The sequence below is a fragment of the Kitasatospora sp. NPDC088346 genome (genome assembly GCF_044740765.1).
GTDB lineage: Bacteria > Actinomycetota > Actinomycetes > Streptomycetales > Streptomycetaceae > Kitasatospora.
Window position 1 is genome coordinate 14809 of the sequence record NZ_JBIURH010000036.1, and the last position, 15331, is coordinate 30139.

A 15331-nucleotide genomic window follows, 5' to 3' on the forward strand; every position below is an offset into this window, starting at 1 on the left:
CGGATTGTCGGGGCGGGGGCTCGAATCCGGCTGGAGGCCGCCGAGCGGCTTCCGGTGCACGTCGAGCCGGGTTCGAGCGGCGCTCCACCGCTGGTCCGTGCCCGCTCCACCGGGCTCTGCCACCGTGCTTTCCGGAGGCGTCCGAGATCGGACGGGTCTGCGGTCCGTGTGCGACGGCGCCCCTGCGCGCATTTCTTTGGGAAATGAAGTCATTCCATCATCCGAACAGAATTCCGAAACTCCCCCCGGAAATCCCGGGGCGGAGTTCCGGGCGGCCGCGCGGGGATACCGTTCGTCGGCGAATCGTCGACCCGTGGAGCGATGACCATGACCTCCCGGGTAATTGACCGCCCCGACGGAGGGTGGCCAAGCTGGACGCAGCCTCCGGATCGGCTCTGGCAGAGCAGGACTACGTGATCGACCAGGAGTTGGACCTATGACCACTGAGACAAACCCCGTCACGGCGGCGCCGCCGGCGCCGGTCCCGGTAGCCGCGGCCGAGCCGCACCGAGCGATTCTTCCGATCGTTCTCGCCGGCGTATTCATGACGACGCTGGACTTCTTCATCGTCAATGTCGCCATCCCGTCCACCCAGGCGGACCTGCACGCCAGTGCCTCGGCCATCGAGTGGGTGGTCGCGGGCTTCGGCCTGGCGTACGGGGTGGGTCTGATCACCGGCGGCCGGCTCGGCGACCTGTACGGCCGCCGCCGGATGTTCGTCCTGGGCCTGGCCCTGTTCACGGTCGCCTCGCTGTTCTGCGGCATCGCCACCAGCGGGTCCTACCTGGTCGCCGCCCGGGCCGGCCAGGGCGTCTCGGCGGCCCTGCTCGCACCGCAGGTGCTCGCCATCCTCGGCACCGTCTACACCGGCGCCGCCAAGCTCAAGGTGTTCACCGGGTACGGCCTGGCGATGGGCCTGGCAGCCGTGTTCGGCCAGCTCATCGGCGGCCTGCTGATCCAGGCCGACATCGCCGGGCTCGGCTGGCGCTCCTGCTTCCTGGTCAACCTGCCGATCGGCGCCGCGATCATCGCGCTGACCCTCAAGTACGTGCCGGAGACCCGCGCCCCCGGCCGCCCCAAGCTGGACCTGGTCGGCGTCGCGGTCATCACCGCCGCGCTGGTCGCCCTGGTGCTGCCGCTGATCGAGGGCCGCGAGAAGGGCTGGCCGCTGTGGACCTGGCTGAGCTTCGCCGCCGCCGCGGTGCTGTTCGGGCTGTTCGCCCTCCAGGAGAGCCGGCTGGCCGCCCGCGGCGGCTCCCCGCTGGTCAACCTGTCGCTCTTCCGGGAGCGCGCGTTCGTCGCCGGCCTGCTCAGCCAGCTGGTCTTCTGGATGGGCCAGGCCTCCTTCTTCCTGGTCTTCGCCCTGTACGTGCAGCGCGGCCGCGGCCTGGACGCCCTGCAGGCGGGCCTGCTGTTCGCCGCGATCGGCGCCGGCTACATGTACACCTCGATGAACGCCGGCAAGTTCGCCGCCAAGCTCGGCCGCCAGGTGATCGCGGTGGGCGCGCTGCTGATGGGCGCCGGCCTGGTCGTCCTCGGCCTCACCGCCGCCGCGATCGGCACCACCGGGCACATCACCTGGCTGATCCCGGGCCTCGTCCTGGACGGCGCCGGCATGGGACTGGCCGTCGCCCCACTGGCCTCGACCGTCCTCGCCCGGGTCTCCCCGCAGTACGCGGGCGCCGCCTCCGGTGTCCTCACCACCGCGCTGCAGATCGGCAACGCCCTCGGTGTCTCGATCATCGGCATCGTGTTCTACAACGCCCTCGGCGACACCCCCGCTGTCGGTGACTACCCGCACGCCTTCGACCTGAGCGTGGTCTTCCTGGTCGGCGTCGCGGTGCTGCTCGCCGCCCTGGTGCAGCTGCTGCCGCGCGGCAACTCCGGCAAGTGACCCACCCAGCCCGACCCCGCCCCGGCCACCCGGAACCACGGCCGGGGCGGGAGGCCGTCCCCCGACCCACCGGAAAGAGGAACCCCCTGTGACTGCCCCCGACACCCTGCTCGACCGCTACGTGGCGGTCTGGAACGAGCCCGACCGGGCCGTCCGCGACGCCGGCGTCGCCGCCCTGTGGGCCCCGGACGGCCTGCACCACACCCAGACCCGCGCCTTCCGCGGCACCGAGGCCCTCGCGGCCCGGGTCACCGAGGCCTACGAGCAGTTCGTCGGCGGCGCGGGCCTGCTCTTCCGGCACCGCGACGACCTGGTCACCCACCACGACGCGGCCGTGTTCACCTGGGAGATGACGCCCGCGGCCGGCCGGGACGTGCTGGCCGTCGGCTTCGACTTCGTCCTGCTGGACGAGGCCGGCCGGCTCCGCGTCGACTACCAGTTCAACGAGCCCCCGGCGCCCGCCACCGAGCTGGACGAGCTGGCCCGCCGCCTGCTCGCCCTGCCCCGGGAACAGGACGAGGACCTGCGCCGCAAGCAGACCGACGCGCTCTACGCCCCGGACGCCCGGATGGTCGACGAGAGCGCCGAGCGCGACCTGCACACCGCCCTCGCCGCCGCGCCGAAGGGCGAGGTCCGCCGGCTGCGCGGGCACGCCTCCGCCCAGCACGACGCGCTGCGCTTCGGCTGGGAGCTCGCCCCCGCCGACGGCGGCCCCGCCGTCACCGGCGTCGACTTCCTGATCCGCGGCGCCGACGGGCTGCTCGCCGCCCACTACCGGTTCACCATCTGATGACCCGTCGACGGCGGGGGGCCGGCCCGGCGCCGGCCCCCCGCCGTGCCGTGCCCGCCCCGGCGCCGGTGCCACGGGCTCAGGTGGCGGCCGGAGTTGTGCCGACCGGGCGGGATGCCGCAGGGTGGAGAGGTGACCCACGTGCCCACCACCACGGACCGGCCGGCACCGCGACCGGTCGGGGAACTGATGCGCCACTGGCGCGAGCGCCGCGGACTGAGCCAACTGGTGCTCGCCACCCGCGCCCAGGTCTCCACCCGGCACCTCAGCTTCCTGGAGACCGGCCGCTCCTCGCCCAGCCGCGACATGCTGCTGCGCCTGGCCGAGCAGCTCGAACTGCCGCACCGGGAGCAGAACCACCTGCTGCTGGCGGCCGGCTTCGCGCCCGCCTTCACCGACTCCCCGCTGGACGCCCGGGAGATGGCGCCGGTGCGTGACACCCTCCGGCAGATCCTGGCCGGCCACGACCCTCTGCCGGCCCTGGTGGTCGACCGCGGCTGGAACATCGTCGAGCACAACCGGGGCTTCGCCGTCTTCACCGAGGGCGCCGCCCCGCACCTGCTGCGCGGCCCGATGAACGCCCTGCGGCTCGCCCTGCACCCGGAGGGGATGGCGCCGCGCATCCTCAACTTCCCGGAGTGGCGGGCCCATCTGCTCGCCCGCCTGGAGCGCCGGGTCGCGCTGACCGCCGAGCCGCGGCTGACCGAACTGCTCCGCGAGGTCGGCGGCTACCCGCACACCGGCCCGGAACCGGACCTCCCGCTGCCCGAACTCCCGGCCGGCGGCGACCTGATGGTCCCGCTGCGGATCGGCTACCGGGGCGAGGAGCTGGCGCTGTTCTGCACCATCGCCACGTTCGGGATGCCGCTGGACATCACCGTCGCCGAGCTGGCCATCGAGACCTTCTTCCCGGCCGACGCGGCCACCGCGGCCCTGCTGCGCGGCTGACCCGCACGCGCGTGAGGCCCGGCCGGATCCGGCCGGGCCTCACACGTGTGCGCCTGTACCGCCGTGGTCGTCGCGGACCTCAGGCGGCCGACGGCGGCGGGACGGTGTACGAGGGAGGGGTGTCGATGTACTGGTAGTCGGCGGTGATCCGGCCCTGGTCGTCCAGGACCACGAAGTCGAAGCCGACCGCCTCCAGCGCGCCGCCGTCGGCGGCCACCATCACCCAGTTGAAGCGCAGCGTGCCGTGGTGCCCGACCGCGTTGGCCGAGGAGCGGAAGGCGAAGCCGCCCACCGCGTAGGCGTCGTGCGCGTAGCCGATCTGGGTGGCGATCTCCTCGTGGCCCCGGGACTCGGCGAGGGCGTTGAAGTAGCTGCCCTCCGGGGCCCACAGCTCTTCGACGGCCTTGCGGCGGGCGGCCGGGTCGCTCTCGTTCCAGAGCGCGACGTAGCGGTCGGCGAAGGCATTGGGGTTGGTCATGCCGGTGCTCCTCTCGGGACGGGTGGTGCGGGACGGGTGGTGCGGGACGGGGCGAGGGTCGTCCAGGACGGGCGGGGGTCGGCCACGGCCGGATCAGCCGTGGCCGCCGGCCCGCCGGCGCAGCAGCCGGACGAAGTCGGCGGTGATCGAGAGGGTCTCCTGGTGCAGGAAGAAGTGCCCGCCGGGGAAGACCCGGTTGCCCAGGTACTCGGGGGTCCGGGAGGCCCAGGAGGCCATCGCGGACGGTTCCACCAGCGGGTCCGCGGTGGCGCTGTAGCTGACGATCGGGCACCGGACGGGCGCGCCGTCGTCCTGGTAGCTCGCGCAGACCAGCAGGTCCGCCCGCATGGTCGGCATCATCATGTCGAGGGTCTGGCGGTCCTTCAGGATCTCCTCGGGCAGCGAGCCGAGGCCGCGGGCCCACTCGACGATCTCGTCCTCCGGCACGTCCAGCTGCTCGACCGGGGGAGTGCGGAAGCCCACCGGCGCCCACGCCGAGGCGCCGAGCAGCACCGGGGACGACCCGCCCCGGCGCTCGATCGCGGTGGCCAGCCGGTAGCCGAGCAGTGAGCCCATGCAGTGCCCGAAGAAGCCGAACGGCCGGTCGTCGAGCTCGGCCTCGATCTCGTCCGCGAGCTCCTCGATCAGCGGTTCGATCTCGGTGAACGGCGCCTCCCGGAGCCGGTCCTGGCGCCCGGGCAGCTGGACGGACTGGGCGGACACGTCGGCCGGCAGCAGCGGCAGCCACTCCCGGTAGATCGAGGCGCCGCTGCCGGCGTAGTGGAACAGGAACAGCCGGATCGGCGCGTCCGGGTCGGACTCCGCCTGGAACCAGCGCCCGGTGACCGGGGCGGTGCGGTCGGCCATCGAAGGGTCCTCCTCAGGACGGGCTCGGCGCGGCCGGCCGGTCCCGCAGGACCCGGCGGAGCACCTTGCCGGTGGGGTTGCGCGGCAGCTCGGCCAGGAACTCGTAGCTGCTCGGGATCTTGAAGTCGGCGAGCCGGCCGCGCAGGAAGAGCATCAGCTCGCGCCCGCCGATCCGCTCGCCCGGGGCCGGGACCACGCAGGCCCGGACGGTCTCGCCCCAGCGCGGGTCGGGCACGCCGATCACGGCGACGTCCGCGACCGCCGGGTGCTCGCGCACCGCGTTCTCCACCTCGACGGGGTAGATGTTCTGCCCGGCGACGATGATGGTGTCGCTGATCCGGTCGCACAGGAACAGGTAGCCGTCCTCGTCCAGGTAGCCGAGGTCGCCGAGCCGCAGCCAGCCGTCGACCAGCGCCCCCGCGGTGGCCGCGGGCTGCCGCCAGTACTCGACGAAGTGCGCGGGGGTGTCGACGCAGACCTGGCCGATCCGGCCGGCCGGCAGCTCCCGGCCCTCGTCGTCGACGATCCGCACCCGGTTGCCCGGGCAGGAGCGGCCCGCCGAGGTGAGCCGGGGGTTGCCCGGCACGTGGTCCTCCGGCGCGAGGCAGGTGACCACGCTGCCGGTCTCGGCCGCCGCGTACATCTGGGCCAGCTCGCAGCCGAAGCCGTCGATCGAACGGGCCAGCAGGGCGGGCGAGATCGGCGCCCCGCCGTAGACCACCTTGCGCAGCGAGGCGAACGTGCCGCGGGTGACGCCGCGTTCGGCCAGCATCATGTCGAGCATGGCGGGCGCGGCCCAGGTGGTGGTGATCGCGTACCGCTCGATCAGCCGGACGGCCTCCTCGGCGTTGAACATCCGCATGATCACACTGGTGCCGCCCACGTTCAGGGTGTGCATGAACCAGGCCATCCCGGCCGAGTGCAGGCCCGGGAAGCAGATCAGCGTCCGGTCCTCGGCCCGCCAGTCGATCCAGTCGGTGCCGTGCCGCCGCATGGACTCGATGAAGGTGAAGAAGCTGCGGTGGGCCAGCACCACGCCCTTGGGCAGGCCGCTGGTGCCGCTGGTGTACATCTGCAGCACCGGGTCGTCGGTGACCGCCTCCGCGGGGAGGTCGTCCTCGGCGGCGCCGGCCTTCCAGGCGAGGAAGCCGCCGGCCCGGTCCGCGTCGGTGTCCAGCTCCACCAGGGTGCGCGCCGGGGACTGCGGCAGCTTCGCCACCGGATCGAGGAACTCCCGCTCCACGAAGAGGAGTTCGGCGCCGGAGTCGGTCAGGATGTGCTCCACCTCGCGGCCGGTCAGCCGCCAGTTGATCGGCACCAGCACCGCGCCGGCCTTCGCGCAGCCGACCGCCAGGTCGTAGTAGTGCTCCGACTCCCGGCCCAGGTAGGCCACCCGGGCACCGCGGCCGAGCCCGGCCGCGCGCAGCGCGTTGGCGGTCCGGTTGCTCTCCCGGTGCAGCTGCGCGTAGGTCAGCTCGCGGCCGTCGCACACCACCGCGGGGTGGTCGGGGCGCTCGGCGGCGTGCCGGGCGGTCCGTGCGCCGATGGTGGCCTGTCGTGCTTGCTCCATGGTCCTCTCCGTCCGATCTCGGTCAGGCCGGTGGGGCCGCAGCGGGCTGCGGCCCCACCGGGGCGGCGTCAGGCTCCGGCCGGCGCCGGGGTGAGCTGCTGCTCCAGGAACTCGCTCAACTGCCCGGCGGACGGGTGGTCGAAGGCGAGGGAGGGCGGCAGCGGCACCCGGAAGGCGGCCTCCAGGGAGTTCTTCAGCTCCACCGCCACGAGCGAGTCCAGCCCGAGCTGGACGAACTCCGTGTAGGGGTCGATGGCGTCGGCGTCCTCGAAGTGCAGGACGTCGGCCACCCGGGAGCGGACGAACGCGTCGATCGCGACCAGCCGCTCCGCCTTCGGCAGGGCCACCAGGGCGTCCAGGTCCAGACTGCGCGCCGCGTCGCCGCCGGAGCGGACCAGCAGCTCGTACAGGGCGTCGTCGACCGGCTTGGCGGCGGTGAACCGCTCCCAGTCGGCCTCGCCGGCCACCACCTGGGCCACCGGCCGGCCGAGCACCGAGGCCAGCGCCCGGGTGCCCTTGGCCGGGGTGAACAGCCGGATGCCCTCGTCCTCCCACTTCTTGATCAGGGAGTCGTCCAGCCGGGCCGACATGCCGACCTCGGCCCACGGGCCCCAGTTCACCGAGAGCGCCGGCAGGCCCTGCCCGGCCCGCCAGTGCAGCAGCGTGTCCAGGAAGTAGTTGGCCGCGGCGTAGTTCGACTGGCCGGGGGCGCCGACCACCGAGGCGGCCGAGGAGTAGCCGACGAAGAACTCCAGCTCGGGCAGTCCGGCCGCGGCCTCGTGCAGCAGCCACGTGCCGTAGACCTTGGCCCGGAAGACCCCGTCGATGCTCTCCCAGGTCTGGGCGGGGACCGGGCGGTCGTCGACGGTTCCGGCCGAGTGGATGATGCCGGCCACCGGGTGGTCGCCCCCGCGCAGCCGCGCCATGATCCGCTCCAGGTCGGCCGGGTCCGCGACGTCGCCCTGGAGCACGGTGACCTCGGCCCGCGCGGCGAGCCGCTCGTACAGGTGGGCGACGTCGGCGGACGGCTCGGCGCGGCGGCTGACCAGCGCCAGGTGCCGGGCACCCAGGTCGACCAGCTTCTCCGCGGTGACCAGACCGAGCCCGCCGAGACCGCCGGTGATCAGGTACGTGCGGTCCGGAGCGATCGTCACCTCGCGGGCTACGGGAGCCTGCTCGCCGGCGAAGTCCAGCACCAGCTTGCCGACGTTGGCGCCGCGGCTGAGCACCCCGAACGCCTCCTCGACCTCGTCCAGGGTGTACGAGGTGGCCACGATCGGCGGCAGCTGACCGGTCTCGACCAGGGCGATCACCGTGCGCATGATCTCCTGGTTGAGCGGGATCAGCCGCTCCTGCGGCAGCTCGCTCAGGTCGAAGTTGTGGTACGTCACGTCCGGCCTGGCGGCGGCCACCTGCTCGGGCGTCCAGGCGCCTACCTTGCCGAGCTCGATGAACCGGCCGCCGGCGCCCAGCGCCCGCATGCCGGCCGGGATGTAGTCCTTGTTCAGGCTGTTGAGCACGATGTCGACACCGCGGCCACCGGTGATCCGCTCGATCTCGTCCGCGAAGTCCAGCGTCCGCGAGTTCATCACGTGCTCGATGCCCTGCGCCTTCAGCAGCGGCCACTTGTGCGGGCTGGCGGTGGCGAACACCTCCGCCCCGGCCAGCCGCGCCAGGTGCGCCGCCGCCTGGCCGACACCACCGGCGGCCGCGTGCACCAGCACCCGGTCGCCCGCCTTGATCCCGGCCAGGTGGTGCAGCGCGTAGTACGCCGTCACGTACACCGAGATCAGGCCGGCGGCGGCGGTGAAGTCGATCGTCGCGGGCTTGCGGACGGCGACCGCGGAGGGCACCGTCACCCGGCGCCGGAACAGGTCGAGGTAGTTGACGATCACCTCGTCGCCGACCGCGAACTCCGCCTCCGGCCCGGTCGCGACCACGGTGCCGGCGCACTCGAAGCCGAGCGGCTGGTCGCCGAAGTCCTTCAGCATGCCGAGCGCGTTGAGCACGTCCTTGAAGTTGAGCCCGGCCGCGTGCACCTCGACCTGGATCTGGTCGCCGACCGGCGCGACCTCCTCCGCCGGCACCGGCTTGATGCCGCCGAACTGCCCGAACTCCTTGATCGCCAGGGCGAAGTTGGCGTCCTGGCGGGAGCGCGGGTCCACCGCGAGCAGCCGCCGCACGTGCCGGAAGCCCTCCCGGTGGGCGATCTGGAACTCGCCGCTCTCCCGGGCGTGCACCTCCTCGACCAGCGGCAGGTGCCCGCCGGTGCCCGGCAGGTCGAGCATGGTGGTGCGGTACGCCGGGAACTCGTTGAGCAGCACGTGCCCGAAGCCCCACAGGCTGGACGCCGCCAGCCGGGCCCCGTCGCCGGGCTCGTCGCCGTGCAGCCACTGGGCCCGCTCGGTGACCAGCCACAGCCGCTGGTTGCGGCCGAAGCCGGCCCGCTCCAGGGTCGCCAGCAGCTCCAGCAGCGCGGTGTAGTTGCGCTCGGACTCGGCCCGCAGCGCCCCGGCCCCCGTTCCCTCGCCCGGCTGCCAGTACCAGGCCAGGTCGGTGACCTGCCCGTCGGCGAGCACCGCGGTGACCTCGGCGGGCCCGGCGGCGAAGCTCAGCCGCCCGGACTGCTCGGCGAGCCGCGGTGCCAGGTCGGCGAACTCGGTGGCGTCCCGGCCGACCACCAGCAGGTGCCGGCCGGTCAGGGCGTTCGGCCCGGCGAGCGAGCGCTTGACCCAGCGCAGCTCGTGGAAGAAGCTCCGGCGCGCCCCCGAGAACGTCTCGGCGACCCGCTTCAGGCCGAGGCCCTTGAGCTCGAACACCGGCTGCTCGCCGTCCAGCGCCAGCAGGTCGGCCGAGAGGTCGACCTCGTCGGTGTCGGCCGGGACGACCCGCAGCAGGGTGCGCAGGGTGTCCGACTTCGGCTTGCGGAACAGCCGGAACCGGCCGAACCGCACCGGCAGGTAGTCGTTGCCGTCGTCCGCGAGCGCCGCCATGTTGTGCATCGCGGCGTCCAGCAGCGCGGGCGGCAGGTGCTCCAGCGCCCCCGCGGGGCGGCCTGCGAGGTCGCCGACGGTGAGGTCGCCGGGGTAGCGGTGGACCTCCCGCATCAGCCGGAACTCCGGCCCGTACTCCAGCCCGGCGCCCGAGTACGCCGCGTACACGTCCTCGGCGCGCAGCACGTCCTCCGGGTTCCCGGCGGACGCCGCCAGCGCGAGCAGTTCGGTGGCGGCCGCGGTGAGCTCGTCGGAGACCTCGGACTCGGCGCCGACGGTGGCGACCGCGTGCAGCCGCTCGATCGCGGCCGCGGCGCCGTCGCCGGCCTCGGCCAGGCTGACGATCTCGACCGTCCCGGTGCCGTCCGGTCCGGGCCGCAGCCGGGTGCGCAGCCGGGTGGGCCGCTCCTCGTCCAGGAAGAGCGCCTCGCGGAAGCCCACGTCGCGGACCGGGCGGCGGGTGTGGCCGTGCACGGCGTCCAGCAGGGCGAGCACGATCTCCAGGTAGCCGGTGCCGGGGAAGACGACCTGGCCCATCGCCACGTGGTCGGCCAGGTAGGCGGGCTGGGTGGGGCTGATCGAGCTGCTGAACTCGCGGACGCCGTCGGCGAGTTGCTCGGGCGTGCTGGTCTCGCCGCCGAGCAGCGGGTGGACGGCGGCCCGGCCGTCCAGGGCGCGGGACCCCAGGCCGTGCCGGGTGGCCCGGTTCGGCAGCCAGTACGACTTGCGGTCGAAGGCGTAGCCGGGCAGCGACACCAGCCGCCGGGAGCGGCCGGCGTGGAAGCCGCGCCAGGAGAAGGCCGGCCCGGCGGCGTAGAACTGCGCGATCGCGGCGCGGATGGCCCGGCCGTCGGTGTCCTTCGGGCCGAGGCCGCCGATCCACAGGTGGTCCTGCGCGGTGACGGACTGCTTGGCGGCGCCGGTGAGCGCCGGCGACGGGCCGATCTCGATGACCGCGTGCTTGCCGCGCCGCTCCAGGGTCCGCATCCCGGCCGAGAACTCGACCGCCTCGCCGATGTGCCGGATCCAGTACTCCGGGTCGCTGATCTCGGCGAACCTGGCCACCTTGCCGGTCAGGTTGGAGATCAGGGTCAGCGAGGGCTCGCGGAAGGTGATGTCCTTGATCGCGGTGCGGAACTCGTCGAAGACCTCGGCCATCAGCGGCGAGTGGAAGGCGTGCGACACCTTCAGCGGCTTGACCGTCAGCCCGGACGCGGAGAGCTGGGCCACCACCGTGGCCAGCGACTCGGCGCCCCCCGAGATCACCGTCTGCTGCGGGGAGTTGACCGCGGCCACCGCCAGGTCGGGGTACGGCTCCAGCAGCGGCGCGACGTCCTCCACCGGCGCCGGGACGGCGGCCATCCCGCCGGGCGCGGACACCGACTGCATCAGCGCGGCGCGCGTCGCCACCAGGGTGGTGGCGTCGGCCAGGTCGAACAGCCCGGCGACGGCGGCGGCGACCACCTCACCGATGCTGTGCCCGATCAGCACGTTGGGCTTCACGCCCCAGGACATCCACAGCTTCGCCAGCGCGTACTCCAGGGTGAAGAGCGCGGGCTGCGCGTACAGGGTCTGGCCGAGCGCCTCGCCCTGCCCGTCCCGGTCGAACATCACGTCCTTGACCGAGCGGCCCAGGTGCTCGGCGAACAGCCGGTCGCAGGCGTCGACGTGCTCGGCGAACAGCGGGAACTGGCGGTACAGCGCCGCGCCCATGCCCGGGTACTGCGAGCCCTGGCCGGTGAACAGGAACGCCACCTTGCGGATGTCGCCCCGAGGGCCGGCCGGCTCGGTGCCCGCGTGCCGGTCCAGCAGGGCGGCGAGCGCCTCCCGGTCCGAGACCTGCCCGGCGATCCGGTGCGAGAAGTGGCTGCGGCCGACGTTGGCGGTGTAGCAGAGGTCGGCGACGTCCAGCTCCGGGTGGCGCTCCAGGTGCCGGCGGTAGCGCTCCACCTGCAGTTGCAGGGAGCGCTTGGTCTTCGCCGACAGCGTGAAGACGTGCCCGCCCTCCTCGGCCGGGCGCCCGTCGGCGGGGGCGGCCGGGGCCGGGTCCGCGTCGGCGGGCGCTGGGGCGGGCGCCTCCTCCAGCACGGCGGCGGCGATGCTGCCCGCGAAGCCGAAGCTGTTCACCACGGCGCGCCTGGTCTCGGCCCGCCACGGCCGGGCCTCGGTCGGCACGGTCACCGGGATGGCGTCCCACGGGATCCGCCCGGAGGGGGTGGAGAGGTTCAGGTGCGGGAAGACGGTGCCGGTGCGCATCTGCAGCACGGTCTTGATCACACCGCCGATGCCGGCCACCGGCTCCATGTGCCCGAGGTTGGTCTTCAGCGAGCCGACCGTGATCGGGTTCTCCTTGGTGTGCGACCCGGCGAACACGTCGCTGATCGCACCCATCTCGATCGGGTCGCCCAGCGGGGTGCCGGTGCCGTGCGCCTCCACGTACTGGATGTCGGCGGGCTCCAGGTGCGCGTTGCGCAGCGCGGAGCGGATCACGATCTCCTGGGCGGTGCCGTTGGGCACGGTCAGCCCGGCGCTCTCGCCGTCCTCGCCGATCGCGGTGCCGCGGATCAGGGCGAGCACCCGGTCACCGTCCCGCTCGGCGTCGCCGAGCCGCTTGAGCACCAGGACGGCGCAGCCCTCGGCCCGCACGTAGCCGTCGGCCGACTCGTCGAAGGTCTTGCAACGCCCGTCCGGGGCCAGCATGTTGGCCTGCGAGAACATCACGAAGATCCGCGGGTGGTGCAGGCAGTTCACCGCGCCGGAGAGCGCGATGTCGGTGGCGCCGCTGCGCAGGCCCTCGACGGCCAGGTGCATCGCGGTCAGCGAGGAGGCGCAGGCGGTGTCCACGCTGAGGCTGGGCCCGCGCAGACCGAGGAAGTACGACAGGCGCCCGGACAGCGGGAACAGCGTGATGCCGGCCGCGAGGTGTCCGTCCAGCTCCTCGTACGGCAGGCCCTCCATCTCCAGCGCGTAGTCGATGGAGCTGGCGCCGATGTAGACGCCGCCGTTGCCGTGCCGCAGGGTGCCCGGGTCGATGTTGGCGTTCTCCAGCGCCTCCCAGGCCGTCTCCAGCAGCAGGCGCTGCTGCGGGTCGACGAAGTTCGCCTCCTTGGGCGAGATGTTGAAGAACTGGGCGTCGAACTGGTCGATCCGGTCCAGGAATCCGGCCCCGGTGGTGTGGACCTTGCCCTTCTCCTCCGCGTTCGCGGGGGCGAACGCCGGGACGTCCCAGCGGTCCTCCGGCACCGGGCGGATACCGGACCGCCCCTCGCCGAGGAACTCGGCGAATCCCTCGGGGGACTCGTTTCCGCCCGGGAAGCGCAGGCCGATCCCGACGATGGCGATGGGCTCGTTCTGCTCCGGTTTGTTCGACATTCCCGTTCTTCCCTTTCACTGGTCGGCCGCCGTGCTGCGGCACGTCGCGGAGTTGCCGGCGGGGCTCGGCGGACGCGTCCTAGAGCGCTCCGGACCCGGCCGGAAGCCCGTCGAACAGGTCATCGAGCAGGTCGCCCGTCAGATGGTCCAGGAGCTGGTCGATCGTCGGGCTGTTGAACAGGGCGGTGGTGCTGACCGCGATGCCCAGCTGCTCCTCCAGCCGGGTCTTCACCTCGACGATGCGCAGCGAGGTGAAGCCCAGCTGGAAATAGCTCTCGTCGGTCGGCAGGTACTCGTCCTCGTCCATCAGCAGGCTGGCCTTGAATTCCGCCACCACGAGGGATTCCAGGGCCTCCCGGCGCTCGGACCGGGGCAGTGACCGGAGCAGCTCGATGGTCGGTATGGATTCACTCATCGCGTGCACCCGTTCTCGCGCGGGGAGAAGTTCGGCAATGCGACCGCCTCCGTCGGTTCCTGGGCCGTCGTCCCTGCCGGCCCCACGTGGGCAACATGCGAACACGGGCGACTGACCCCACCCTGACCAGCGACTGACCGGGGCGGCGCGCCCGCCCGGGAGGTGACGGTCCGGCAGGTTCCGGATCCATTGACAGGGACTGCCGGATTCGCTTCAGTGGTCTAGTCCAAATCGGTGGCGCCCGTTCCGCGCCGTCCCGCGTCCGGCCTTCCCCCACAAGGCTTTTGGGCACCCCCATGTCATGAGGCAGGAGCATCCCCCACATGCGCACTCCCCGAAGAACAGCCGTCCGGCACGGCCGCCGGGCGGTCGCCGCCGGTACCGCCTGGGCCGTCGCGGCGGCCGGCGCCGTCGCCCTCAGCTTCGGCCTGGCCGGCTCCGCCAGCGCCGGCGAGTTCCTGGTCAACGGCGGTTTCGAGAGCGGCTCGCTCGCCCCCTGGAGCTGCACCGCGGGTACCGGCAGCGTGGTCGCCGGCCAGGCCCGCACCGGCGGTTACGCGCTGGCCGGCGCCGCCTCGGCGAGCGACAACGCGCAGTGCACCCAGACCGTCGCGGTGCAGCCCAACACCACCTACACGCTGAGCGCCTACGTCAAGGGCTCGTACGTCTACCTGGGCGTCAACGGCGGGGCGAGCACCTGGACCCCGGGCACCGGCGGCGGCTACCAGAAGCTCTCGGTCGGCTTCACCACGGCGGCCGGGCAGACCAGCGCCACCGTCTACACCCACGGCTGGTACGGCCAGGGCACCTACTACGCGGACGACGTCTCGCTGGACGGCCCGGGGGGCCCCACCAACCCGCCGACCTCGCAGCCGCCCACGTCGCAGCCCCCGACCTCCCAGCCGCCCACGTCGCAGCCCCCGACCTCGCAGCCGCCCACCACCCAGCCGCCCGGCGGCGGGCTGCCGGCCCACGCGCTGGTCGGCTACCTGCACGCCAGCTTCGCGAACGGCGCCGGGTACACCAGGATGGCCGACGTCCCGGACTCCTGGGACGTGATCGACCTGTCCTTCGGCGAGCCGACCTCGGTCACCTCCGGCGACATCCGGTTCAACCGCTGCCCGGTGAGCGAGTGCCCCTCGGTGGAGTCGGACGCCGACTTCAAGGCGGCGATCGCGGCCAAGCAGGCCCAGGGCAAGAAGGTGCTGATCTCGATCGGCGGCCAGAACGGCCAGGTCCAGCTGACCACCACCGCGGCCCGGGACGCCTTCGTCAGCTCGGTCTCCGCGATCATCGACCGGTGGGGGCTGAACGGCCTGGACATCGACTTCGAGGGCCACTCGCTGTCGCTCAACACCGGTGACACCGACTTCAGGAACCCGACCTCGCCGGTGATCGTCAACCTGATCTCGGCGCTGAAGACCCTGAAGGCCAGGTACGGCCAGAACTTCGTGCTGACCATGGCCCCGGAGACCTTCTTCGTCCAGCTCGGCTACCAGTACTACGGCTCGGGCCCCTGGGGCGGCCAGGACCCGCGGGCCGGTGCGTACCTGCCGGTGATCTACGCGATGCGCGGCGACCTCACCCTGCTGCACGTCCAGGACTACAACTCGGGCTCGATCATGGGTCTGGACAACCAGTACCACTCGATGGGCGGCGCCGACTTCCACGTCGCGATGACCGACATGCTGCTCAAGGGCTTCCCGGTGGCGGGCAACACCGCCAACGTGTTCCCGGCCCTGGCCCCCTCCCAGCTGGCGATCGGCATGCCGGCCACCACCAACGCCGGCAACGGCTACGTCGCCCCGGCGGAGGTGGACAAGGCGCTGGACTGCCTCACCCGGACGGTCGACTGCGGCAGCTACGTCCCGCGCAGCGGCGCCCAGCCCGGTCTGCGCGGTCTGATGACCTGGTCGATCAACTGGGACCGGTTCGGCGGCGGGGAGTTCTCCCGGAACTTCGACGGCTACTTCGGCTGACCCCGGGCGGACGCGACGCCGACCC

Annotated in this window: 9 protein-coding genes; 4 read left to right on the forward strand and 5 right to left on the reverse strand. The window is 72.9% G+C overall.

The genetic code is table 11. The annotated features are described in order from the left end of the window. Positions 1 to 544 precede the first annotated feature (544 nt). The 3 genes from ACIOFR_RS31485 to ACIOFR_RS31495 all read left to right on the forward strand — a co-directional run bounded on the left by ACIOFR_RS31485 (position 545) and on the right by ACIOFR_RS31495 (position 3632). Complete coding sequence (locus ACIOFR_RS31485) at positions 545 to 1894, forward strand: MFS transporter (RefSeq protein ID WP_401002643.1); 1350 nt, start codon at positions 545 to 547, stop codon at positions 1892 to 1894. An 88-nt stretch (positions 1895 to 1982) separates the two neighbouring features. Further along, positions 1983 to 2684, forward strand: coding sequence for a hypothetical protein (locus tag ACIOFR_RS31490; RefSeq protein ID WP_401002644.1), 702 nt, complete (start codon positions 1983 to 1985; stop codon positions 2682 to 2684). A gap of 141 nt (positions 2685 to 2825) precedes the next feature. Then, positions 2826 to 3632, forward strand: coding sequence for a helix-turn-helix domain-containing protein (locus ACIOFR_RS31495; protein ID WP_401002645.1), 807 nt, complete (start codon positions 2826 to 2828; stop codon positions 3630 to 3632). Between the two features lie 79 nt (positions 3633 to 3711). Here ACIOFR_RS31495 and ACIOFR_RS31500 read toward each other — a convergent pair whose 3' ends face one another. The 5 genes from ACIOFR_RS31500 to ACIOFR_RS31520 all read right to left on the reverse strand — a co-directional run bounded on the left by ACIOFR_RS31500 (position 3712) and on the right by ACIOFR_RS31520 (position 13327). Next, on the reverse strand, positions 3712 to 4110 hold the full coding sequence (locus ACIOFR_RS31500) for a nuclear transport factor 2 family protein (protein ID WP_401002646.1): 399 nt from the start codon (positions 4108 to 4110) through the stop codon (positions 3712 to 3714). Positions 4111 to 4203: 93 nt separating this feature from the next. Continuing rightward, the gene (locus ACIOFR_RS31505; protein ID WP_401002647.1) at positions 4204 to 4977 is read right to left on the reverse strand and encodes a thioesterase II family protein; all 774 of its coding nucleotides are present in this window, start codon (positions 4975 to 4977) and stop codon (positions 4204 to 4206) included. A gap of 13 nt (positions 4978 to 4990) precedes the next feature. Continuing rightward, positions 4991 to 6547, reverse strand: a complete 1557-nt coding sequence (locus tag ACIOFR_RS31510) for a long-chain-fatty-acid--CoA ligase (RefSeq protein WP_401002648.1) — start codon at positions 6545 to 6547, stop codon at positions 4991 to 4993. A 68-nt stretch (positions 6548 to 6615) separates the two neighbouring features. After that, entirely contained in the window at positions 6616 to 12912 is a 6297-nt protein-coding gene (locus tag ACIOFR_RS31515; protein ID WP_401002649.1) for an SDR family NAD(P)-dependent oxidoreductase, read from the reverse strand. A 79-nt stretch (positions 12913 to 12991) separates the two neighbouring features. Next, positions 12992 to 13327 (reverse strand): acyl carrier protein, encoded by a 336-nt coding sequence (locus ACIOFR_RS31520; protein WP_401002650.1) that lies wholly within the window; start codon positions 13325 to 13327, stop codon positions 12992 to 12994. Positions 13328 to 13650: 323 nt separating this feature from the next. Between ACIOFR_RS31520 and ACIOFR_RS31525 the strand changes: the two genes are divergently transcribed. Then, the gene (locus ACIOFR_RS31525) at positions 13651 to 15306 is read left to right on the forward strand and encodes a chitinase (protein ID WP_401002651.1); all 1656 of its coding nucleotides are present in this window, start codon (positions 13651 to 13653) and stop codon (positions 15304 to 15306) included. Positions 15307 to 15331: the final 25 nt, after the last annotated feature.